This is a genomic window from Flavobacterium limicola (assembly GCF_003634755.1).
GTDB lineage: Bacteria > Bacteroidota > Bacteroidia > Flavobacteriales > Flavobacteriaceae > Flavobacterium > Flavobacterium limicola.
The window spans coordinates 1,471,320-1,496,665 of sequence record NZ_RBXA01000001.1 but is presented as its reverse complement, the minus strand read 5'-3'; the positions used below and the strand labels follow the sequence as shown (position 1 = coordinate 1,496,665).

Here is a 25,346-nt window from a genome sequence, read left to right as displayed (position 1 = left end):
ACTATTTTTTTTGGTGATAGAAAACATAAAAACTATACAAGGATGAAAATCACTTTTAAACCACACTTTTAATGATTATTTGTGACTTGTTGAATCCTTTTAGTCAGTTGAAAATTGATTACTTTTGTAAAAATTATCATTTTTATGCAAGTTGACCTTTCTAAATTAGATCCAAAGAAAAATATCATCATAAAAGGCGCACAAGTACATAACTTAAAAAATGTAGATGTAGCCATTCCCCGAAATAAATTAGTGGTTATCACAGGACTTTCGGGTTCCGGCAAATCGAGTTTGGCTTTTGATACTTTATATGCCGAAGGGCAGCGTCGTTATGTAGAAAGCTTATCTTCCTATGCGAGACAATTTCTTGGACGATTGGACAAACCAAAAGTGGAATACATCAAAGGAATTGCTCCTGCGATTGCCATCGAACAAAAGGTGAATACCACAAACGCCCGTTCTACGGTAGGAACCTCAACAGAAATATACGATTATGTAAAATTGCTTTTTGCCAGAATAGGACGTACTTATTCTCCTATTTCCGGTCGTGAAGTCAAAAAAAATACGGTTACCGACGTGGTTTCCGATGTAAAAACGTTTGAATTAGACAGTAAATGGCTACTTCTTGCCCCGATTCATTTGGAAGAAGGACGAAAACTGGAAGACAAACTGAAAGTACTTTTACAACAAGGATTTGCCCGAATATTGGTAAATAATGAAATGGTTCGTTTAGATGATTTACCGGATGCTTTAGATAAAAAAGAAATTTTTCTAATCATTGACAGAATTGTCATTAATCACGATACATCAGGCGAAGAAGAATTTTATAATAGGTTGGCTGATGCGGTGCAAACTGCTTTCTTTGAAGGGAAGGGAATTTGCCATTTACAGGAATTGAACTCTGATAAAAAGTATTCCTATTCTAATAATTTTGAATTAGACGGTATTACGTTTCTAGAACCAAATGTTCATTTATTCAGTTTCAACAATCCTTATGGAGCGTGTCCCGTTTGCGAAGGCTATGGAAATATTATAGGAATTGACGCTGAATTAGTCGTTCCAAATACCACTTTATCCGTTTTTGAAAATGCAATTTTCCCTTGGAGAGGCGAAAGCATGAGTTGGTTTAGAGACGAATTAGTAAATAACGCTTACAAATTTGATTTCCCAATTCACAAACCCTACTATCAATTATCTGAAGACCAAAAAGAATTAATCTGGAATGGAAATACCTATTTTCAAGGATTAAATGATTTTTTCAAAGAACTAGAGGAAAAGAATTATAAAATCCAAAATAGAGTCATGCTTTCGCGTTACAGAGGCAAAACCAAATGTCATTCCTGTAAAGGAAAGCGTCTGAGAATTGAAGCTTCCTACGTAAAAATAAATGAAAAAACAGTTTCTGATTTAGTTGATTTGCCTATCAAACATTTGGTTACCTTTTTCAAAAACATTGATTTAGATGTATATGAAAAACAAATTGCCAAACGATTATTAGTGGAAATTAACAACCGTTTGTCCTTTTTAACCGAAGTAGGATTGGATTATCTGACATTAAACAGGAATTCAGCAACACTTTCCGGTGGAGAATCGCAACGCATCAACTTAGCAACTTCACTTGGAAGCAGTTTAGTTGGTTCTATGTATATTTTGGATGAGCCAAGTATTGGTTTACACCCAAAAGATACAGAACGCCTAATAAAAGTATTGCTTTCCTTACGTGATTTAGGAAACACGGTTATCGTGGTAGAACACGATGAAGATATTATGAAAGCCGCTGATATGATTATAGATATTGGTCCGGAAGCAGGAACTTTAGGCGGGAATTTAGTCGCTCAAGGAACCTACGACGAGATATTAAAATCAACTTCACTTACTGCTCAATATTTGAACGGAGATTTAGAAATTACCGTACCTAAAAAGCGTAGATTATTTAAGAATTTTATTGAAATAAAAGGAGCTAGAGAAAATAATCTTCAAAATATTGATGTTACTTTTCCATTGGATGTATTAACGGTAATTACCGGAGTTTCTGGAAGTGGAAAAAGTACATTGGTAAAGAAAATCCTTTTTCCGGCCATGCAGAAAAAACTGGAAAATGTAGGTGAAAAAGCAGGACAGTTTACTGAAATGACTGGTTCTTTTTCACAAATTAAACATATAGAATACGTAGATCAAAACCCAATAGGAAGAAGTTCCCGTTCTAATCCTGTGACCTATATTAAAGCGTATGACGATATTCGGGAATTGTATGCCAAGGAAAAATTATCAAAAATAAGAGGCTATCAAGCCAAACATTTCTCTTTTAATGTTGATGGTGGAAGATGTGAAACCTGCAAAGGAGAAGGATCTATAAACGTGGAAATGGTTTTCATGGCCGATGTGCAATTACCTTGTGAAACCTGCAATGGGAAACGCTTTAAGAAAGAAGTACTGGAAGTCGCTTTTGAAGGCAAAAACATTCACGATATTCTTACGATGACTATTGATGATGCTATTGCGTTTTTTATAGAAAATAAACAGACTAAAATCACCCAGAAACTGCAGCCGTTGCAAGATGTAGGATTGGGTTATGTTCAGTTGGGACAGTCTTCTTCTACCCTTTCCGGAGGAGAAGCGCAGCGTATAAAACTAGCTTCATTCCTAGTGAAAGGAGCAACAAAAGACAAAGCTTTATTTGTTTTTGACGAACCAACAACCGGATTGCATTTTCATGACATCAAGAAACTACTGGCTTCCTTTGATGCATTAATAGACAAAGGACATTCGATTATTGTTATCGAACACAACCTTGATTTGATAAAATGTGCGGATTGGATTATTGATTTAGGACCTGAAGGAGGAGAAAACGGAGGAAAATTGCTTGCTGTAGGAACTCCGGAACAGGTTGTAAAAATAAAGGAATCTGTTACAGGAAAATATTTAAAGGATAAATTATAAATATTACCCCATATAACAATTTTCTTCAAAAGCATTTCCGTCTTCATCAATTGCTATTAATATTTTTTTAGCTTTGGAAGAAACCTGTGTAATGTAAATCCAAGCTACAGACCAGAGCCCAAGAGTAACACAAAAGATACAAAAATTGAAAACATGATCGACCTTTTGTCTTTTTTTCAATAAAACAGCATAAGGCAACTTATCGTTTCGTTCTAAAACTACAAATCCATCACTGGTTTTATCATCTAGAATAGATGAAAATTTAATCATATTGTCATCACTTGTGAAGGTTTTGCTTTTCATAATCATTGGGGTAAATTATCTTAGCTTTTATTCCGATAATTGAATTTAAATAATAATTGCAAAAATAGCAGCATTTTGGAAATCTTACAATACCCACTTTTAGTGATATTTACTTTTTGATATTAGAAACTGAAAATCAACAGAAAATATAAAGAAAACCGATTTAAAATATTTGTTGAAAAACTAATCCAAAAGTTATTTCAATTTTTTCAAAATAACATCAATAGCTTGATTGATTTCGACAGAAATAACAAATTTGTAATTGATATAGACATACAAAAGGGTAACCAAAATTGATTTTAATCCAATACTAATTATTGGGCTAAAAGGAAATTCCCAAAAATAAAATACCAAAAATATTCCAAAAGTAATTCCAAGAGAATACAATGTCTGATTTGTAAATGGATACAAATGCATTCGTTTGACAACAAAAAGTAATTTAGCCAAACTGTATAAAGTTATAGATAATAAAGTAGCTACTGCAGTTCCTGTTATGGCATACCTTGGAATAAAAAACATGTTTAATCCTACTGTCAAAAAAACAAGCAATAATCCTAAAAACAAAACCATTCGATAATATTTTGAATTGAAAATGATAGCATTATTGTTTCCTAAAATCAAATCAAAATATTTAGATATACCAATCAAAAATACCACAAGAATTCCTCCACTATATTCTTTTGGAACCATTACATATAACTGATTGATATTAATAAAAATACACAACATCACAAAACCTCCAACAACTTGCAGATTTATAGAAGTCTTTTTGTACAAATCATTTAATTCATCATGTTTATTCTCATGCATCAATTTAGCCGTTATGGGATATGTAATCTGATGCATTGCACGACTGGGAACAGCAATAACAGAAGCGATATAAGTCGCAACTGAATAATAGGCAATATTCTCGATTTTAATATATTGATTCAGCATAATCTTATCAATATCCAGCAACATAACCGCTACACTACCTGATAAAATAATGAAAAAAGTATATACTAAAACATCTTTCACATTTTGAGGAATGGAGAACTGAAAAACAGGTTTTTTTATTCGGAAAGCATAAAACATCGTGATAATAAAAGCCAGAAAATAAATAATAGCTGTAACATAAATAAATTCTACAACAGTAATCCATTTGTAATAAACTCCTATTAAGGCAAATAAAGAAAACAATCTAAGTCCAACCTCTTTAACAAAATTCCCAAAAACAGAATGCATGTGAACTCTTGCCCAAGCATAAAAAATTTCGAAATAAGCCATACTCAGCCCTATAAATGGAATAAGCCATAAATAATCCTTAACCACAGGATTTTCTTTACTCAAGTATAATGAAATGGGTTCAAAAAAGAATAAACCAATTAATCCTAAAGGAATACACAATAATAAAGGGATTAGCACTGTAAATGATAAAAACTGAGAGCGTTCTTCTTCCGTTTTATACTGCGTATAAAATTTCACCAAAGTATTTTGCATCCCAAACGCCAATAGAGGCATAATAATATTTGCCCAAGAAAGTATATAGTTTGTTAAAGCATAAAATACTGTTCCTAAAAAAAAAGGATATAAATAAAGCGTGTTAATTGCCCCTATTCCAAAACCCAAATAGGTAATTATCGTATTCTTTAAGGATTGATTTAATACTATTCCCATTTTAGGAGTTGAATGTTTAAGGTTAACAGTAGATTGAACTTCTACTTTTTATTGGATTAATTGTACCAATTCTTTCGTGAGGTTTTTTCTGGAATAGCGTTGTAATCCAACTCCATTTACTTGTAATTTCCCCTCCAAAAACTGATTATAAAAATCCAAAATTACACTTTTAAGTTTCATTTTCTCTGAATAATCAAAAAATACACCTGTGTTGGTTTCTGTTATGATTTCGGCAAAATCAGATCCCTTAGGACCAATCGCAATAATAGGCCGGTTTGAAACCATATATTCGAATAATTTCCCAGGGATAATACTTTTAGTATCTTCAGAATTGATTTCGATAAGCAACAAAACCTGCGACTTTCTTTGGTGTACAATCGCTTCCGAATGGGAAACATACCCCAAATTATTCAAATAGGAATCAAGGCCAAATTGAGTAATTGTTTCCAAAACTTCTTGACTGACTGCTCCGATTAATTTCACTTCCAAATGCGATTTGAAATCAGGAATCTCATGTAGCAATTCAATTAAACTTTCCCATAAAATCAAAGGATTTCTCTCAGAAAGAAAAGAACCAATATGTGCCAAGCTAAATTTAGTGTCTAAAGTTTGTTTTTCGACTTGCTCCGTATCATAACCATTCGTTATTACCGCAATAGGTTTTGTGGTAATCGCTTGAAATTCCGTTTTAGTGGTTTTACTCGTGACTATAATTGTATCGGCTGTATTCAAAACCTGATGCTCTAATGCTTTGTGTTTCTTGGCAGCGAAACTCGATAGTCGCAAGGATTTGTGATAGCCAATAGTGGTCCACGGATCACGAAAATCGGCAAACCATTTCAGATTTAATTTTTGTTTTAATTCTAATCCAATAAGATGCAGACTGTGTGGTGGTCCGGAAGTTACAATGGTATCAATATTATTTTCAACAATGTATTTCTCCAGATAAGCAACCGATGGTTTTACCCAAAAAACGCGCGCATCGGGAATAAAAAGATTCCCGCGAATCCAAAGAAAGGTTTTGTCCAGAAAAGATTGCTTTTTCTGATTTGGAATAATTCCTGAACTGATTTTTTTGGTTTTGTTTTTCGAAAGAAAAGAAGCCAATTGATACGGTTCAAAAATTTTATGTTTCAGAATAATTGCTTTATCCGAAACTTCTTTAACCAAATTTTCATCAACAATGGGATACGTTGGATTCTCCGGAATATAAACAATAGGCTGAACGCCAAAGTCTGGCAAATACTTTACAAACTTAAGCCAACGCTGCACGCCTGGTCCGCCAGCCGGTGGCCAATAATAGGTAATTATTAAAATTTTCTTCGGTTTCAAGTTCAAGGATTTGTTTTAATACGATAATTTAAAATCTAAAATCAAAATTCGTTAATCAACAATATTAAATCTTTTTCTTCCTTTCGAAATAAATTCCACCAATCAAAAGCAACAGCATTCCTATGGAACTTATCAACGTAATCATGCTTCCAGTTTTTATCACTTGAGGTTCAAACTTGAATTCAATCATGTATTTTCCTGCTGGAACATTTAAAGCTCTTAAAACGTAATCAACTCTAATATGATCTACACTTTTTCCATCGATATACGCATTCCAACCTTTTCCATAATACATTTCAGAGAAAACGGCTAAACCTTCATTTGAATTGTTAGATACATATTTCAAGTAGTTAGGTTTGTAATTTTCTAAAGTTATAGTCGCTGAACTATCTTTGACGAAAGCCGTATTTTTAATTTGAAAATCTTTACTATTTACAACCGCCACATTTTTAGAATCCAAACTATCCAACGCTTTCATTTCTTCATCAGCAGAATTGACCAATTTTACTTGGCTCACAAACCATGCATTTCCATTAACATCCGGATTTGATACTGGGAATTCTTTTCCTTCTTTGTCTTTTTGGATAACATACTTAACATTAAGCATATTAAGCACTTCTATATTATTTTTGGAAATCTGATAATCAATCAATTGCTGCATTCTTCTAGGTCTTACGGCACTGTAACCACCAATAGATTTATGAAAATAAGAAGCTCTTGCCCCCATGATATCGCCTACTTCAAAAACGCGGTAATTAGCGGTGTCTTTTAGAATCTCAGTATCCGAAGGCGACTCTTGAAAAGGCACTTCAACTTGACTTCCGCTTACAAAATCTTTCCCGGAAACATATTTTTTATCCACAAAAAATAAATCGGAAACCATCAATAAACCTACAATTATAATGGCAGTATTTTGAGCAAATCTATCTTTAATGAACAACCATAAAACGCCGGCTGTCAACACGATAAAAAAGCCTGAACGCAATAAATCAGCGCTATACAAACTCATTCGATCCAGCTTAAGAGCGCTTACAAATTCAGGACCGTAACTTTCTTGAAAATAAGCATCGTTTCCTCCTGAAAAGCTGAACATACTTTTGCTTAAAAATAAAATCAAAATAATTCCTAAACCTAAAATTGTCGTTTCATACAATGCTTTCCATTGCAGTTTTTTGTCCAATTTGAAGAAAGACTGCAATCCCATAATAGCCAAAACGGGGAAACACAATTCCAACACAACTTGGATGGATGATACCGCTCTGAATTTATCATACATTGGAACATAATCAATAAAAAAGTCGGTCAAAATAGGGAAGTTTTTACCCCACGAAAGAACTAACGCAACTATTGAACCGGATAGAAATACATATTTAATTTTGCGTTTATCGATAAATAAAGCCAAAATTGCCAAAAAGAATACTACGATTCCAATATATGCAGGAGCGGCCACAATAGGTTGATCTCCCCAATACGTTGGCATTCCCGAAACAAAATCAGTTGCCTGATCTTCTGGAACTCCCTGACCTATCATGAATTCATACATATTACTGTCTTTGCCAACAGCCTCATTATTTGAACCACCAAAAAGTCGGGGTGCAATAAGATTAAAACTTTCCATCACTCCATAACTGTACTCCGTGATATAGTCCTTAGACATTGAAGAAGTAGTCTCGTTTTTTGAACCGTTTGGATTAAATGTCAATTCGCTTTTCCCACGAATACTAAAATCAGCATATTCAGATGTTGCTAATAGATTTGTAGCATTGGCACCAATAGCTAAAACTCCTGCTGCTGCTAATATTCCAAACGAATTCAACAAGGATTTATATTCTTTATCTTTAACTTGCTGATAGATAAAATAAGCGGAAAGAATCAATAGGAAAATCAATAAGTAATACGTCATTTGGAAGTGATTCGCATTGATTTCTAGTGCTGTCGCAAAAAGCGTAATCAAACCTCCCAGAATATATTTTTTTTGAAACACCAGAATAAATCCGGCAATAACGAGCGGCATATACGCAATTGCATGCGCTTTGGCATTATGACCAACTCCAAGAATAATAATCAAATAGGTAGATAAACCAAAGGCTAATGCACCAAAAAAGGCTTTCAAAGGATCCACTTTTAAAACGAGCATCAAGCCATAAAACCCAAGAAAATACAAAAATAAGTAATCTGCTGGGCGCGGTAAAAATCGCAACGCATCATCTAAAGCTCCAATATAATCGTGTGGGTATTTTGCTCCCAATTGATACGTTGGCATTCCACCAAAGGCTGAATTAGTCCAATACGGTTCGATATCATCCGTGGCTCTAAAGTCATTTTGTTCTTTGGCCATTCCGGTGTACTGCACGATATCAGACTGGAAAATTTGTTTTCCTTGCAACACGGGATAAAAATAAAGGAGAGAAATTACAACAAAACCAAGTATGGCAAGGGCGTGTGGATAGAACCTATTTATTATTTTCAATTTAAAAAAGTTTGGATTAGAGTAAAAAGCTTGTTAATAACGACAAATTTAATCTATTTCTTCGTAATCAACATAATCCCCCACTTTTTTGGTTTCGCGCGGATTTTTAGTATTCTCTGTATTATAAATTATTTCATCCTGAGACTGGGTTTTCTTCCAAGTAGTTTGTTGCTGATATTGCTGCTGTTGCTGAAAATTTTGCCCCGCTTTTTCGACTACTTTTTTAACCAGTAAAGGCAAAAATAATTTTGCCAAAAATCTGAAAATATAGTAGAAAGCAATCATATAGAATATTGCTTTTATAAAACCAGTAAAAGAAGCTGTTTGCATAAATATGTAATTTTTTTCAAAAATAATAAATCCAACGTTCAAAATTAAAATATCATTCTTAAATAAATAATAAAATATAGTACATTTGAAAAGCGTTATTACTTTTTTAACTCAAATAAATACTATGTTCAAATTCAAAACCTTACTTATTGTGCTCATTTTCGCAATACCAAGTGTTCATTATGGTCAGCATACAGATGTAATCAATTCAAATAGACCGGGAGAAACAATGTCAGCTTTTTCAGTAGGAAAATCTGTCATACAAGTTGAAACTGGAATTTATGGTATAAAACAAAAGCATGATTTATTGAATTATGATTCCAATGGATTTGGAGCTGACTTTATGGTAAGATGGGGATTATTTAGTGAAAAACTAGAATTAATTGCTGACTTACAATATCAAAATGAAGAAGTCACCGCTCCTCTTATGATAACTAAAAAAGGTGCATTAAAACAAACTGTTTTAGGAGCAAAGTATTTATTATATGACCCCTTCAAAAACTACGAAAAAAAAATAAATCTTTATAGCTGGAAAGCCAATCACGGTTTCAGATGGCGTCAATTAATCCCTGTTGTCTCCGTATTTGCGGGTGCTAATCTTACCTTTTCAGACAATCCATATTATTTCTCAACAGAAGGTCAGATTTCTCCAAAAATCATGTTGATTACTCAAAATCATTTGGGCGACGGAAAATGGGTTTTTGTGACCAATATCATTGCCGATTATATTGGAACTGATTTTCCAAGTTATGGCTATGTATTGACTTTAACAAGAGGTTTTAATGACAAATGGTCTGGATTTATAGAAAATCAGGGATTTAAAAGTGATTTTTATAGCGATTCAATTCTAAGAGGTGGAGCTGCCTATTTATTAAACAAAAACATGCAACTTGATGCTTCCGTAAGTACAAATTTCAAAGACACTCCCTCTATTCTTTATGGTGGAATAGGTTTTTCTTGGCGATATGACGGTAATTATAAAGAAGTGAGAATGAATATAGACAAGGGAGATTCAAAAAGTAAAGCGATGAAAAAAGCAAAAAAGGTAAAAAAGGGATAAACATAGAATTTAAAAAACACAATGATTACTATAAAAGAAGCCAAAACAAAAAGTGAACTAACTGATTTTATCAAATTTCCTTTTTCTTTATACAAAAACAATAAAAATTGGGTTCCGCCATTAATTGCCGAAGAACTCGAAGGATTTGACAAAACTAAAAATCCTGCTTTTGAGACTGCAGAAGCATATTTTTACGTTGCAAAAAAAAACACTGAAATAGTCGGTAGAATCGCTGCAATCATCAATTGGAGCGAAGTGAATGACCAAAAAAAGATGAAAGTCCGTTTTGGCTGGTTTGATGTTATTGACGACATTGAAGTTACCAAAGCACTTTTAGAAAAAGTATATGAACTAGGTCGAAAAAACAATTTAGAATATGTTGAAGGTCCAATGGGCTTTTCAAATCTAGATAAAGTAGGTGTTCTGACCGAAGGTTTTGACGAAATGGGAACCATGATTACTTGGTATAATAATCCATATTACGCCACTCACTTTGAGCAATTAGGTTATGTGAAAGAGAAAGAATATATAGAAAGTAAATTTCCTTTTGCAAACGTAAAGCCTGAATTTTTTGAAAAGGCAAATGATTTGGTAAAACGAAGATATCAATTGAGTCCACTTAATTTCAAAACTACTAAAGAAGTAATGCCTCATGTGGACAAAATGTTTGATTTATTCAACGAGTCTTATGCTTCTTTATCCTCTTTTGTAGCTATTTCAGACACGCAAAAAGAATATTTCAAGAAAAAATACATCAGTTTCATCAATCCTGAATTCATAAAGTTTGTAGAAGATAAAGACCATAACATTGTTGCTTTTAGCATTGTAATGCCTTCCTTTTCAGAAGCGTTACAAAAATCAAAAGGAAAATTATTTCCGTTTGGATTTCTGCATTTGCTTAGAGCAAAAAAACAAAGCAAAGATGTACTTTTCTATCTAATTGGTGTTCTCCCTGAGTACCAAAATAAAGCAGTTACAGCAATCATCTTTAAAGAATATTACGAAACTTTTAAAGAAAAAGGAATTATTAATTGCTTCCGAACCCCTGAATTAGCTGACAATCTGGCCATTCATAATTTATGGAAACATTTTAATCCTATAGTTCATAAACGCAGGTGCACTTTTAAAAAAGAATTATAAAAAATATGATTCAAGAAATTCTTTAAACAGATGATTATGTATTAGTTAAAAACCACACTAGTTAGAGTTTCTATTTAAAACTTATAATACATCGTTAACAATAAATTTTGAGGCCTGATAAAAAAAGCTATCTCGCTTGAAATAAATTCTGTATTATTTTGAATAATATATCTGTCTCTATTTAAGATATTAGACCACTTTAATTCGTATGAAAATTTAGATTTTGGATTTTTATAACTTAAGAAGGCGTCTAAATAATGGTTTGCATTCTTGCTAAGATTTCTAAACTGTATAAACTCGTTTGAAAGTCTAAGCGAACAGTTTTCTGTAAAATTAACATCAAAGTTATTTTTACTATAATGAAAAATCACTTGGTTTTTAAACCCAGTGATTTTATTTTTATTTGTGTTCTTTTGAAAAGAATATTCAGAAGTAAAACCAATTGTTTTAAAAAATTTAGGATTAAAATTAAATCGGATTTCTTGAATTTCGTTTTCAAAAGGAATTAAAACATCGTTATTAAGTTGATTTTGAACAACTAAATTGTATTTCACATTTATTTTAAAATTTGATTTTAAGGTAAAAAAATACTTTGATATTCCAAGAACGTCTTTAGTTTTTTCGTTATAATTTTCAAATAAAATATATTCAAATCTATTTGATGCAGAAGAAAAACTATTAGATCCTATAAAATTTGCTTGGTTAAAAGTTTTCTCAAGATCTAAATTGATAAAAAGGAGTTTTGATGTGCGCTGCAAAACAAGTCTTGAAGCTATTTTATGACTATTTGTTTGAAAATAATCTAATTGATTTCTGTAAAAACTTCTAAAATTTTGTAAATAATAATTTTCATAATTATCAAGAACATTTGTTGGAACATTGTTAAATGAATATTCAATATTGAACAAGTTTTCTCTACCAAATTTTTGTTCAACTTCGGTTTGAAATACTTTCGAAAATACATTTTTGTTCGTTAGCGAAATAAAAGTATAATAAGTTGGCACAAAAGAAGATTCCCATTTTAGCTGTTCTTTTTTCAAAATTATTCTTGCCAAAACAGATGTTTTATTAAATATTGTATTGTTCTGGTTTAAATATTCTGGCAATATTGTTACATCACCACTGTTTTGTGTTAGTGACAAGTCTGTATTAATGTCTCTATTTGAAAATATATTTGCAAGTTCTGATTGGAATTTCCATAAATTTTTAGTGTAACTAAAATTTGCTAAATTCTTAAAAAAGAAAATCCTATTATTAATGAGTTGATTTGTCGAAAAATAGTCTTTGTTATCGTTTAATAAATTAGGAAAAATCCCTTTCCTAATAATTAATTCGTCCTTAAGACTACCAACATATAAATACGAATTAAAATTAAATAGTGTATTTACTATTGTTTTTATCGCATTAAATTTATTTATAAACTGAATCAAATGATTATTAAGATCCTGAGTACTATTTGAATTTTTTAGTTCAGAATAACTTTTTTCCTTGTAAAATTCTGCTTTAAAATCGTTAGTCCAATAAATAGTATTTGTATTTTTTCTAAGAATACTATTTTGAATAAAGTAATTGCCTTTTTTTGAAAAACTATTATTTTCAATGTAACCAATTGCTGTATCAACATTATTAAAAGTTGTAGCACTGTTTACTTTATATGGGTTGTAATCATTATAAAAAATAGTATTAGTTTTAAAATCCACATTAGTATTCAATTTATATGATGTATTTGTACTAGCTGCGAATACTCTGTTTTCAAATCTATTTTTACTCAACGGAGGTAATGAGGTATTGGATACGGAGAGTATATTTTCTCTAAAATTCAGATCAAACTTATTAAAAACATCACTAAAGTCGGTATTTGCAAACATAGTACTAAGATCTTGGCCTACATTATTAAATTTCAATACGTTGATAACTTTTATTTTTTTGGAAATAAGTGTATTGAAATAATTCATTTTGTAAAGATTTGGAACACCTAATCCTACATCTAAATTATGAATCCAAATATTTTTATATTCCTCTTTTAATGTTAAGTTAAGTGCTGCATTTTTTGGAATTACTCTCCCTTGCAATAATTTAATAGGTTGGTTATTTTCGAGTATTTGTATTTCATCAATAACCTCAGTGTTAAAATTTTGCGTTGCAATTTTATAATTTTTAGACAAAATATCATCACCCTCAATATAAAAATTAGACAATGACATACCTTGGTATTTAATGGTTCCATTGCCATCAATTTCTAATCCGGGTATATTTCTTAAAGCATCTTCTAATTTTCGATCGTTAAGATTTGTAAAATCTTTAAGTTTATATTTAATAGAATCACCCTGTTTGCGAACAAGTAAATCTCTTTTTATAATAACTTCATCTAACACCCTTACTTTTTCAGAAAGTTTAAATTCATAAAAAAGTTGAGTCTGAAGTAGTGGAAAAGTAATAGTTTCGTAACGTAAGCTTTTTACAAGAATTTCATGATTTGTAAAAAATTTTTTTTGAATTTCAAAACTAAAAACACCTTTTTCATTAGTTTTTGTAAACTTTTTTATAGTGCTATTATCTTTTTGAACAATGTATAAAAAAACATCGTTCGCTGGAATGTCTAAGTAACTAACTTTACCAGTTATCGTAACATTTTGTGCGAAAGTTAAACTAAAAAAAAAAATGAAAAAAAGATAAAGAATAAACTATAAAACAATTTCATTATCAACTGATTATTGTAATTCAATTGGATTATTTATTTTCTTTTTAATTTTTGGAACTGGTGCATATTGTTCTCCATTTTTGGTCACCATAAAATTAGTATTAATTTGACTCGTATAGTTATCATTAATTTCAGCTAATTTTTCTTTGGTAACCTCTTCATAATATAATGGTTCTTCAATTATATTGTCAACTTGTGCAGTATTGATTTTTATAGCACTAAATTCTACATCTCCCGTTTTATCAACAACAGACAAAATGGCTCCAGGTAAACCATTAAATTTCCATGGCCCAAATGGTACAGGTATATCAGAAGTAAACCAAGCTTCATAATCTCTACCTCTAAAAGTAGTGATTGCTTTTTGACAACTATAGTTTAAAACTAGTTTTTTATCTTCTAAAATAGTCCAATCTTGTAGTACAGTATCTTTTACTAAATAGCTACTATTTTTATACTCAAATGAGTTATAAATTTGTTTTTGTAAATCTATAATTATAAAATCATTGGGTTTAATTTGATTTTTTTCATTTTTAAATTCAGGATTTTGATCACCCAATTGCTTCGCAATTTCAAGACTTCTATTATACTTGTTAAGATCATAAGCGAAAGTTTTGCTTGGCGTAAAAAAAATTCTAAATTGTGCTTTTCTAATTTTAGCTTTATCAACTAGATCTACTTTATGAATGTATTGATAATCAATATAACCATCCGCTTTCTGAGAAAAAATAAGATTTGAAAATAAAAAAATGAAAAAATATTTCATAAAAATAAAATTATAAAGGCTGTCTTGAATTGTATTACAGCCTTCTGTTTAAAAGTAATATTAAATTGAATTTTATAAACTTGAATTTAGCAACTACTAAATTTCATTTACCTACTACTGCCAGTTGCTTGTAGTACCACCTGCTCCACAAGTATTTTCTTCCTCCCATGCTTGAAGTGCTTCTATAACACTTGTAGTACTACAAACACCAGTACAAGTCCAACTAATACTATATTCGTCACCACAGGAATCAACATAGGTATAAGAGCCAGAACGATCAATTAATGCAGTTTTTGTTTCAACATGATCTTCTGCAATTTAAACTTTAGATTCATTTGCAAAAGTTGATAAAGAAAACGCCACAACTGCAATAGCACTAAAAATTAATTTTTTCATTTGTTTTAAGTTTTTAAGTAAGTTATTTATTATTAATAAGTAAATATTTTAAAAAAAAAACACTTAAGCAAGTATATTTAAAAATATTTTATAAAAATTTTCTGAAAATGATACACAAAATAACAAATTAAACAATATAAAATATGATTCATTTTATTAATTGAAAAAGATGTAAAAACTAAAAAACCATCTGTTTTTAATACAACAGATGGTTTTTATAATTTTAGAACATGATTTTAAGCGTCCAAATCAACCGTAGTTCTGCTTGCGATTTCTTTGTACGTTCCATTTTCAAGTTTCTCACGAATGGCTTCAAAAGCAGTTAATGTTTCATCAACATCTGATAAAGTATGAGACGTTGTAGGAATCATTCTCAACAAGATAATTCCTTTTGGAATTACAGGATAAATTACAATCGATAAGAAAATACCGTAGTTTTCTCTTAAATCATTTACCATAATCATTGCTTCTGGTACACTTCCTTCAAGGTAAACTGGAGTTACGCATGTATTTGTATCTCCAATATTGAAATTACGCTCTCTCAATCCGTTTTGCAACGCATTTACATTTTCCCATAATTTATCTTTTAATTCTGGGTGATTACGCAACAATTCTAATCGTTTCAAAGATCCAATTGTTTGAATCATTGGCAATGCTTTTGCAAACATTTGAGAACGTAAATTGTATTTCAAATAATCTATAATGTCTTTATCAGCCGCTATAAATGCACCAATATTAGCCATAGATTTAGCAAAAGTAGAGAAATAAACATCAATCCCGTCTTGACAACCTTGCTCCTCACCTGCTCCGGCACCCGTTTTTCCTAGTGTTCCAAAACCATGTGCATCATCAACCAATAAACGGAAATTAAATTTTTCCTTCATGGCAACAATTTCCTTCAATTTTCCTTGTTGTCCACGCATTCCAAAAACACCTTCTGTAATAAAAAGAATTCCTCCTCCAGTTACTTCAGCTAATTTTGTAGCGCGTTCCAAGTTTTTTTCCATACTGGCAAGATCATTATGACGGTATGTAAAACGTTTTCCCATGTGCAGACGAACTCCGTCAATAATACAAGCATGCGCATCTACATCATATACAATTACATCATTTTTAGTGACCAAAGCGTCAATTGTTGACATAATTCCTTGGTATCCAAAATTCAATAAATACGCCGACTCTTTCATTACAAAAGCTGCCAATTCATTCTCTAATTGCTCATGATATTTAGTGTGACCGCTCATCATACGCGCTCCCATTGGGTAAGCTGCACCGTATTGTGCTGCTGCTTCCGTATCTGCTTTACGCACTTCCGGGTGATTAGCAAGACCTAAATAGTCATTCAAACTCCAATTCAAAATATCTTTTCCACCAAACTGCATTCTTGGACCCAACTCACCTTCCAATTTAGGAAAAACGAAATAACCTTCAGCTTGCGAAGCCCATTTTCCTAACGGTCCTTTATTGTTTTGAATCCTTTCGAATAAATCTTTTACCATAATATATCAAGTAATAATTTTAATTTTAAGAAGTTGCAAAAATAATTATTTAAATTTTATAATGGACTTGAAAGCAAATTTATTTTTCAGGGTTTATGTTATTGTCTCATTAGAACTAAATTCTGCTGTATAATATATGATTTGTGAGACTATGAAATAGTGCGTGATTTCTTTACATGACAATACAAAATCAACTAATCGAACTTAAAAAGGATTGTACTAAAGCGGAAGCTTCGAGTCGTTTTCAATGATAAACATTGTATATTTGATTCATAGAAACATAGTTTATGTCTGACAAAATAACAAATGAACTGGAAGAACTACTCCTAGCGAACGTAGTGACTACAGAAACCGCCGAAAAAATACGTGAATATTTCCACCAAAAAAAGGAAGAAAATCATAACAGACTCTCTTCTATTTTTGGAATTTTGGGAGCTATACTTGTTGGACTTGGAATTATTCTTATTTTCGCTCACAATTGGGACAATCTTTCCCGATTAACTAAAATAATCCTGTCGTTCCTTCCGCTTCTTATAGGTCAGTTATTATGTGGTTATTCTATTTTAAAAAAATCTGAAAGCACTGCTTGGAAAGAAACTTCGTCCGTTTTTTTATTCTTTGCCATTGGCGCAAGTATTTCATTAGTCGCTCAGGTTTATAATATTCCGGGAGATATTAATTCCTTTATTATTTCTTGGATGCTATTGAGTTTACCACTGGTTTATCTGCTTCAATCCTCTATCGTTTCACTCTTATATATTGCAGGAATTACGTATTATGGCTGTAATGCTAATTACTTTACCTATCCAAGCACTCATTCTTTTTTGTATTGGTTACTGCTTTTAGGAATCGCTCCGCATTATTATATACTGCTAAAAACCAAAGCTCAAAGCAATTTTACACTGTTTCACAACTGGTTTATTGCTGTATCAATTGTAATTTGCCTCGGTACTATCGCCCATAAAAATGGTCATTTACTGCATTTGAGTTACATGAGTTTGTTCACGATTTTTTATTTCATTGGAAAAACGTCATTCTTTGACCAGCAGAAATTAAAGAATAACAGCTTTCTCATCGTTGGAAAACTAGGAATACTTTATCTGTTGCTCCTGTACAGTTTTAAATGGTTTTGGGATAAATCTTTTTACAAAACGGATTCAATTTCAGAAACATTGCTTTCGATAGAATTCATAACTGCCTTTCTACTTACATTAATCGCTGCTTTTTTCTTTTACAAAAGAAATAGCCCCACAAATTTTAAGGAAATTCCTCTTTTAGAACTTGTATTCTTGATGAATATATTTCCTCTTATTAGCGGCTATGAGTTTTCAATAGTGGCCAATGCAATCGTATTATTCATTGGCATCTTCGAGGTCAAACGAGGCATTAAATTAAATCATCTGGGAATATTGAATTTTGGATTACTCCTTATTACTATTCTTATTACGTGTCGTTTTTTCGATACGGATTTAAGTTTTGTCATTCGAGGGATTCTATTTATAATGATTGGTTTAGGATTCTTCTTAGCTAATTATTTCATCCTTAAAAAAAGAAATAGAAATGAAAAATAAGAAAATCACACTCCTAATTTTCATATTGGTTGTTATCGTTCAATTTTACGTTCCATTGCAAATGATATTCGATCAGGAAGATATCATGAAAACTGGAACCGAATTCAAATTCCAGACGGCTCCCATTGACCCTTACGATCCGTTTAGAGGGAAATACATCACTTTATTTTTTAAAGAAAGAGAAATCACGGTGCAAAACAATCATAAATGGCGTAGCGGTGAAACGGTTTTTGCAACACTCACTACTGACAAAAATGGGTTTGCCAAAGTCCGTTCTATTTCTAAAATTAGACCAAAAAATAACGAATCGTATATTAAAACGAAAATTAGTTTAGGATATCCAAACTCCAAAATAATAATTGACTTTCCTTTCAATCGGTATTATCTGAATGAAGATATTGCGCAAAAAGCCGAGAAAATCTATCAGGAATTCTCTATCAAAAAGAAAAACGAAACATACGCTTTAGTATCTGTAAAAAATGGAGAAGCGGTGCTGAAAGATGTTCGTATCAATGAAGTTTCCATTAAAGATTTGGCATCCAAAAAATAAAAAAATACAATTCAAAAGAATAATCTGTACCTTTCAAGTACGAAAATTAACAACATTACAAAATGTCACAAGATACTATAGAATTAAAATTGGCCGTTCTCATTGATGCTGACAATGTTCCATACAGCAATGTCAAAGGAATGATGGAAGAAATTGCTAAATTTGGTACACCCACCACCAAACGGATTTACGCCGATTGGACTAAACCAAATGCTGGCGGCTGGAAAAGTGTTTTGCTGGAACACGCCATTACTCCTATTCAACAATACAGTTATACGGTTGGGAAAAACTCTTCGGATTCCGCGATGATTATTGATGCTATGGATTTATTGTATTCTGATAAAGTAGATGGATTTTGTATCGTTTCCAGTGATTCTGATTTTACACGTTTAGCAATTAGACTAAGAGAATCCGGAATGAAAGTTATTGGAATTGGGGAGCAAAAAACACCAAACTCATTCATTGTAGCTTGCGACCGTTTCATTTATATCGAAGTTTTAGATGGCGCAATTAAGAAAAAAGCAAAAAAGCGTACTTCAGACACTAAAAAACCTGTTGGAAAACCTATTGAGAAACCCGTTGAAAAATCATTAAACAAAATAGATTCAGATACAATAGAACTTATTGAAACTTCCATAGAAGACATATGTGATGATGATGGCTGGGCATTTCTTGGAGATGTAGGAAACCTAATCGTAAAGAGAAAACCGGAATTCGATCCAAGAAATTATGGCTTTTCTAAATTAACACCAATGCTAAAATCATTAACTGATATTTTAGAAATCGACGAAAGAGATTCCGATAAAAAAGGAATCAAACACGTTTATGTACGATTGCGTTTTAGTTAAACAAATTTCTTAACCGCCTCATATAGAGTTTCTCTCTTTATTGGTTTAGACAAATAATCATTCATTCCTATTTGCTTAACACGCTCTTTTGTAGTTTCCATAACATCGGCGGTAACCGCAATAATGGGAATATTACTGCTGTACACTCCAGCTTCACCATTTCTGATAGCAATTGTTGTTTCATAACCATCCATGATTGGCATTTGCAAGTCCATTAATACGATATCAAACTGATTTATTTTCATAGCTTCCAATGCTTCCTGACCATCATTGGCATAAACCACTTTTGTATTCAGCCATTTCTTTGTAATCATTTTTATCACCATTTGGTTGATGGGATTGTCTTCGACTACTAAAATGGATTTCCCTCCCAAATCGTAAACGACAACTTTAGAAGGAGCCTCAACCTTTTTCTGTTCTGCTGAAACTGCAAAATCAATTATAATAACGCAAGTCGTCCCTTCGTTGATTTTACTGTCCATTTCAATAGTTCCGTTTTGCATATCGACCAAAGTCTTCACGATATAAAGTCCTAAACCAAGTCCACCGAATTTTCGCTTATTATCAATATTATTTTGAGAAAAAGAGTCAAAAATACTTTCCATTTTATCTTTTGGAATACCAACACCAGAATCTGAAACAGTCAAAATTAAACTGGCTTTATTGTTAGGTTTAAGTTCACTATCAATATTAAACTTTACAAATCCTGTCGAAGTGAATTTAATGGCATTATTCAATACATTATTCACAACCTGAACCAATCGATTAACATCCCCGATTACTAAATCAGGAAAAGTACCTGACTTAGAAAACTGAAATGCTAATCCTTTATCTTCGGCTCTATTGATAGCATTATTCTTTAAATTCTCCAGAACCTGCACAGGATCAAATTGGTTCTTTTCGAGTCTTAATTCTCCTTTCTCGATTTTAGAAAAGTCTAAGATATCATTCACAGAGCTTAATAAACTATGAGAAGAGTACTTTATAATTTGGCAATTTTTTCTAATTTTATCATCCTGAACTTCATTAGAAATAGAATCAATTAAATTCATAATAGCGTTCAGTGGCGTTCGCAATTCATGACTGATATTCGACAAGAAATAGGATTTCAAATCATTCATTTCCTCCGAGCGAATCAAAGCCAGTCGATTGAGTTCGTTTTTCTCGTTTTTTAAATTCCGAATCAAATTCGCCATCGAAAGTGAAAGAAAAACAACCTCAAATCCAGTCCCTAATTTCGAACTATTTTCCGTTAAAAATGAATTGGGGATTTGACCAAAATTATTGAGAATAAATATTCCAAAACCCATGATTAAAAAGAAGATACCCACAGTAAAAAACGAATCAACTTTCTTTTTTTTATAATACAAATAAATAACCGAGGTAATAATTAGAATCAGAATCAACAACCCTAATACATTTGCCAAGGGATAACTTATGGGTAAAGCTGACGGAACGAAAAGGATGAAAATTATTAATACAAAAGCTAACATATAAACGACATTAAAAAGAATGTAAATAGTCCTATTATATCTTTTTATATTCAAGAAAACTTCGCTGTATTTTCCTAGTAAAAAACCGGCAATCATAGCAAAAAACAATACAGCCCGTAAAGAAAACCAGCCACCTTGGGGCGTTACAAACTCATAGAAATAGCCATCTAAAGAAAATTGCATTAAGCCGATAAAAATTACATACAAACTATAATACAGGAATGTTTTTTCTCGTAAAGCAAAATAAAAGAAGAAATAAATGATGGATACTATTGCTAAAATTCCGTAAAAAATCCCAAAAATTAATTGCTCTTGTGAAACTGATTTTATAAAACTTTCCGACGAATATAATTTTAATGGCATTTTTATTACTTCACCGTCACTCTTGAGATGCAAGAATAATTGCAAATTGGATTTTGGGGCTATCTCGATTTTAAAAATAGTCTTGCGATTATCAAAACTACGTTCGGAATACGCCATATTATCTCCACTAATCTTGGTAGTTATTTTTCCTGAGGCCACATCTACAATAAATAATTCTACTAAATCCGTTATAGGCCGAGCGGTTTCCAGATAATAATTTAATTTTGAATTGGTTAGATTCTTTATTTCTGTTTTTGACCAAAAATGATTTTGAGTAAAACCTAAATCATCATTTTCAGTAATAAGTTTTATGGGATTCAGATTTTTATAATTGGCAATAACATAGTTTATATCCAAATTTCTTTGCCCAACATCTGCAATTGTGGCGTGATTATGCAAAGAAATTTCTTTAGGAATTGTATCACTGCTAAAGACATATTGCGAATAAGTGTTTGAAAAGAACAAGATGAAAAATAATAATTTCAAAATAGCACAAATCTGTTTGTAGTTTTTTTGACTCATGTTTAATAAATTGTGATTAAGCAACATATATACGTTAGGTAGAATATTTTAGTTTTCAATCACGCCACAATTTTATATGTTTTTGTGAAACAAAACAATTCCTTTCAAATAATAGCACTAAAATCATATAATATTAATATTCTTAGTATTTTAGGGGCTAAAACAACTTTACAATGAGACAAAAATTTTTCGTTTTAGGAATATCCGCACTTATTATTAACGCAGTAATTTATTACTATTTCAATATTGGATTGCTATTTATGGTCATATTGATTGTATTATTAATAGTGGGTTTTGCAAATGCTTCGCAACACAAACATGCTATTTTGAGAAATTTTCCAGTTCTGGGTTATTTTAGATATTTATTTGAAATGATAGCACCCGAGATTCAACAATATTTTATAGAACGTTCCACAGATGGAAAACCTTTTTCAAGAAACGAGCGCTCACTTGTGTACCAAAGAGCTAAAAACATTGACTCCAGTACTCCTTTTGGAACACAACTAAATTTAAACCAGCCCCATTATGAAGGAATCAAACATTCTATTTTTCCCGCAATAGTCAATGAAGAGCTTCCTCGCATTTTAATTGGTGGATCTGACTGCACGCAACCATACTCAGCTTCATTACTAAATATTTCTGCAATGAGTTTTGGTTCCTTGAGCGAAAATGCTATCGTGGCACTCAACAAAGGAGCACAGCAAGGAAAATTCTATCACAATACCGGAGAAGGAGGATTAACCCAATTCCATCAAAAAGGAGGCGATATATGCTGGCAAATAGGAACTGGATATTTTGGTTGCCGCGATGACAGAGGTGGTTTTGATGGAGGAAGATTTACTGAAAAAGCAAATTTACCAGAAGTAAAAATGATAGAAATCAAATTATCACAGGGCGCAAAACCAGGTCATGGAGGTGTTCTTCCTGCAGCAAAAAATACGATTCAAATTGCTAAAATAAGAGGTGTTTTACCACATACAACAATACTTTCGCCACCAAGCCATTCGGCTTTTCAAGACATTAAAGGTTTAATAGATTTCATAGCAAAATTACGTGAGTTGTCTAATGGAAAACCAATTGGTTTTAAATTATGCATTGGAGATACCCGAGAATTTGAAATGATTTGCCAGGAAATGATTGCTCAAAACTGCTTCCCTGATTTCATCACCGTTGATGGTGCCGAGGGAGGAACAGGCGCTGCCCCGTTAGAATTTGCCGATGGTGTAGGAATGCCATTTGAGCCAGCGCTTATTTTTGTTAATAAAACGTTAGTTCGTTTTGGGATTAGAGACAAAATCCGAATCATTTGCAGTGGCAAAATTATATCTGGCTATTACATTCTAAGAGCAGTTGCACTTGGTGCTGACATTTGCAATAGCGCACGTGGATTTATGTTTTCTTTAGGTTGTATTCAAGCGTTGCGATGTCATAATAACACATGTCCTACAGGAGTTGCTACACAAGACAAAATGCTGATGAAAGGATTAGTTGTAACTGATAAAGCAGAACGCGTTTATCATTTTCATAAAAACACTTTACACTCGGCTAACGAACTTCTTGCAGCAGCAGGTAAAAATAATTTTGCTGAAGTTGATATTAATATATTTATGCGAGGTGATGAATTTGCTCATTTATCAGATTTGTATTTTCCTGATAATTTAAAAAGTGTTAGAAAACACTAACATTAACAAAAAAGGAGGTCTTTTTAAAGGATCTCCTAATGTAATTCTGATTTACCAATACTAACTCATACCGTTACTGATATGGTCAATTATGAGTTATTAATCTCATTATGAAATTAACATTCTCAAGTAATTAATCAAAACCACAATCAAAGATACAATTTTAACCAGTCAAATATATTGATAATCAGGTATTTATAAATAAATTAACATATTCATTTGTAGGTTATAAATGGTGATATAATATTACTTTCAGAAGAAGTTGATACATCTGAATTCAAGTAGCTCTATTTTCTGAAAATTGAATTAGAAAGCTATTCTAACCAAATATAAGATTTTAGTATACAAGCATAAAAAAAGGAGGTCTTTTTATAGACCTCCAGTTTAGACTTTGGTTTGTTATTATCAGCTTGAATCTTTCGATACAACTAACTATCAAATACGCTACTCTTTGCAGATGGCTATATTCAAGAACAAAGCAAAATCATATTCAAAGATAAGACTATTTACATCTATAACAAACTTAAAATAAACACTTTAACTAATTATCAACCTGCTTATTTTAAACATTAAAAGAATCACAATCAATATATCAACTCATTCTGGTCAGTTACTATGGATCGATCATAAGAGTAATTATACGATATTGACATAAAAAAAGGAGGTCTTGTTAAAGACCTCCAATTGTTAATTTCGATTTATCATTATCAACTCTACCGTTCAGTACAATTGACTATCTGAATATTATCACCATACACTGGCGAATTATTCAAGTGATCAATCAAAACTATACTCAAAGATAGATATAAAACATACATAAACCACTGCAAACCATTAGTTTAACCTTTATTTAGCAATTTGGTTTTCAGCATTTTAAGATACACCTGTTTTTATGAAGTGTATTTTTAATGCGAACAATTCAAATTTAAAATTTGATAAATAAAAAACGTTTACATAAGAGCCCTTAAGATATAGAAAATGTATATTTGAAAATTAAAACTAAAAAAATGCAACTCGTTTTCGCTTCTAATAATAAAAATAAAATCCAGGAATTACAAAGCATGCTTCCTGAAACTATAACCATTGTGAGTTTAGAGAGTATTGGTTGTTTTGAAGATATTCCAGAAACAGCTGATACTATTGAAGGCAATGCAATCCAAAAAGCAAATTATGTTACTGAAAAATTTGGATATGATTGCTTTGCTGATGATACAGGACTAGAAGTGGACACTTTGAATGGCGAACCGGGTGTTTTCTCCGCTCGCTATGCTGGCGAACAACGCAATGCAGATGATAATATGAATAAATTATTAGTGGCCTTATTAGATAAAAATAATAGAAAAGCACAATTTAAAACGGTGATTGCACTAAATTTAAACGGAAAACAACACCTTTTTACAGGAATTGCAAAAGGTGAGATTACTTTAGAAAAAATTGGAAATCAAGGTTTTGGCTATGATCCTATTTTTCAGCCAGAAGGATTTCCTGAAACATTCGCCCAATTATCATTAGATATAAAAAATAAAATCAGTCACAGAGGAAAAGCGACACAACAATTGATCACTTTCTTGAAAGAGACTAAATAACTATTGAATACAACATTTTTACAACAAAATATTAAATTTCAAGTCCTAATTTCACACTCAATTGTCCAAATCGAAACCTCAAATTTGCAAATAAAAATATAACTTTCTGATAATCAAATTATAATAAATCATTAAATCTTA

17 protein-coding genes are annotated in these 25,346 nt (G+C 31.6%); 8 read left to right on the top strand and 9 right to left on the bottom strand.

Annotated features, from left to right (window positions below; all coding sequences use genetic code 11):
- The first annotated feature begins 144 nt into the window (after window positions 1-144).
- Window positions 145-2,940, top strand: a complete 2,796-nt coding sequence (gene uvrA, locus BC952_RS06630; RefSeq protein ID WP_121364764.1) for an excinuclease ABC subunit UvrA — start codon at window positions 145-147, stop codon at window positions 2,938-2,940.
- Between the two features lie 3 nt (window positions 2,941-2,943).
- Here uvrA and BC952_RS06625 read toward each other — a convergent pair whose 3' ends face one another.
- The 5 genes from BC952_RS06625 to BC952_RS06605 all read right to left on the bottom strand — a co-directional run bounded on the left by BC952_RS06625 (window position 2,944) and on the right by BC952_RS06605 (window position 9,031).
- The gene (locus BC952_RS06625; protein ID WP_121364763.1) at window positions 2,944-3,243 is read right to left on the bottom strand and encodes a hypothetical protein; all 300 of its coding nucleotides are present in this window, start codon (window positions 3,241-3,243) and stop codon (window positions 2,944-2,946) included.
- A 195-nt stretch (window positions 3,244-3,438) separates the two neighbouring features.
- On the bottom strand, window positions 3,439-4,899 hold the full coding sequence (locus BC952_RS06620; RefSeq protein ID WP_121364762.1) for a lipopolysaccharide biosynthesis protein: 1,461 nt from the start codon (window positions 4,897-4,899) through the stop codon (window positions 3,439-3,441).
- A gap of 48 nt (window positions 4,900-4,947) precedes the next feature.
- Window positions 4,948-6,231, bottom strand: a complete 1,284-nt coding sequence (locus BC952_RS06615) for a glycosyltransferase family 4 protein (RefSeq protein WP_121364761.1) — start codon at window positions 6,229-6,231, stop codon at window positions 4,948-4,950.
- Window positions 6,232-6,295: 64 nt separating this feature from the next.
- Window positions 6,296-8,701, bottom strand: a complete 2,406-nt coding sequence (locus BC952_RS06610; RefSeq protein WP_121364760.1) for a YfhO family protein — start codon at window positions 8,699-8,701, stop codon at window positions 6,296-6,298.
- 48 nt (window positions 8,702-8,749) lie between these two features.
- Complete coding sequence (locus BC952_RS06605) at window positions 8,750-9,031, bottom strand: DUF4834 family protein (RefSeq protein WP_121364759.1); 282 nt, start codon at window positions 9,029-9,031, stop codon at window positions 8,750-8,752.
- 124 nt (window positions 9,032-9,155) lie between these two features.
- Between BC952_RS06605 and BC952_RS06600 the strand changes: the two genes are divergently transcribed.
- Both BC952_RS06600 and BC952_RS06595 read left to right on the top strand, forming a co-directional pair.
- Window positions 9,156-10,091 carry a transporter gene (locus tag BC952_RS06600; RefSeq protein WP_121364758.1) on the top strand — a complete coding sequence of 312 codons (936 nt, stop codon included), beginning with the start codon at window positions 9,156-9,158 and terminating at the stop codon, window positions 10,089-10,091.
- Window positions 10,092-10,112: 21 nt separating this feature from the next.
- Complete coding sequence (locus tag BC952_RS06595) at window positions 10,113-11,231, top strand: GTP cyclohydrolase (RefSeq protein WP_121364757.1); 1,119 nt, start codon at window positions 10,113-10,115, stop codon at window positions 11,229-11,231.
- Window positions 11,232-11,305: 74 nt separating this feature from the next.
- Here the strand turns inward: BC952_RS06595 and BC952_RS06590 are convergent, their stop codons facing one another.
- From BC952_RS06590 to capB, 3 genes are all read right to left on the bottom strand, one after another.
- Window positions 11,306-13,606, bottom strand: a complete 2,301-nt coding sequence (locus tag BC952_RS06590) for a hypothetical protein (RefSeq protein WP_121364756.1) — start codon at window positions 13,604-13,606, stop codon at window positions 11,306-11,308.
- Window positions 13,607-13,942: 336 nt separating this feature from the next.
- On the bottom strand, window positions 13,943-14,695 hold the full coding sequence (locus BC952_RS06585) for a GLPGLI family protein (protein WP_121364755.1): 753 nt from the start codon (window positions 14,693-14,695) through the stop codon (window positions 13,943-13,945).
- A gap of 632 nt (window positions 14,696-15,327) precedes the next feature.
- Window positions 15,328-16,590, bottom strand: coding sequence for a cysteate-C-fatty acyltransferase (gene capB, locus BC952_RS06580; protein WP_121364754.1), 1,263 nt, complete (start codon window positions 16,588-16,590; stop codon window positions 15,328-15,330).
- A gap of 287 nt (window positions 16,591-16,877) precedes the next feature.
- Here capB and BC952_RS06575 point away from each other — a divergent pair, with 287 nt between their 5' ends.
- The 3 genes from BC952_RS06575 (at window position 16,878) to BC952_RS06565 (ending at window position 19,559) form a co-directional block, all read left to right on the top strand.
- The gene (locus tag BC952_RS06575; RefSeq protein WP_121364753.1) at window positions 16,878-18,161 is read left to right on the top strand and encodes a DUF2157 domain-containing protein; all 1,284 of its coding nucleotides are present in this window, start codon (window positions 16,878-16,880) and stop codon (window positions 18,159-18,161) included.
- Entirely contained in the window at window positions 18,151-18,711 is a 561-nt protein-coding gene (locus BC952_RS06570) for a GDYXXLXY domain-containing protein (protein ID WP_121364752.1), read from the top strand. The genes BC952_RS06575 and BC952_RS06570 overlap by 11 nt, the downstream gene beginning before the upstream one ends.
- A gap of 62 nt (window positions 18,712-18,773) precedes the next feature.
- Window positions 18,774-19,559: an NYN domain-containing protein gene (locus BC952_RS06565; RefSeq protein WP_121364751.1), complete on the top strand. Its 786-nt coding sequence runs from the start codon at window positions 18,774-18,776 to the stop codon at window positions 19,557-19,559.
- Here the strand turns inward: BC952_RS06565 and BC952_RS06560 are convergent.
- Window positions 19,556-21,937: a hybrid sensor histidine kinase/response regulator gene (locus tag BC952_RS06560; protein WP_121364981.1), complete on the bottom strand. Its 2,382-nt coding sequence runs from the start codon at window positions 21,935-21,937 to the stop codon at window positions 19,556-19,558. The genes BC952_RS06565 and BC952_RS06560 overlap by 4 nt on opposite strands.
- 173 nt (window positions 21,938-22,110) lie before the next feature.
- Here BC952_RS06560 and BC952_RS06555 point away from each other — a divergent pair, with 173 nt between their 5' ends.
- Together BC952_RS06555 and BC952_RS06550 are read left to right on the top strand one after the other, a co-directional pair.
- Window positions 22,111-23,619: an FMN-binding glutamate synthase family protein gene (locus BC952_RS06555; RefSeq protein ID WP_121364750.1), complete on the top strand. Its 1,509-nt coding sequence runs from the start codon at window positions 22,111-22,113 to the stop codon at window positions 23,617-23,619.
- Window positions 23,620-24,626: 1,007 nt separating this feature from the next.
- Window positions 24,627-25,205, top strand: coding sequence for a non-canonical purine NTP diphosphatase (locus BC952_RS06550; protein ID WP_121364980.1), 579 nt, complete (start codon window positions 24,627-24,629; stop codon window positions 25,203-25,205).
- The last annotated feature ends 141 nt before the right edge of the window (window positions 25,206-25,346 follow it).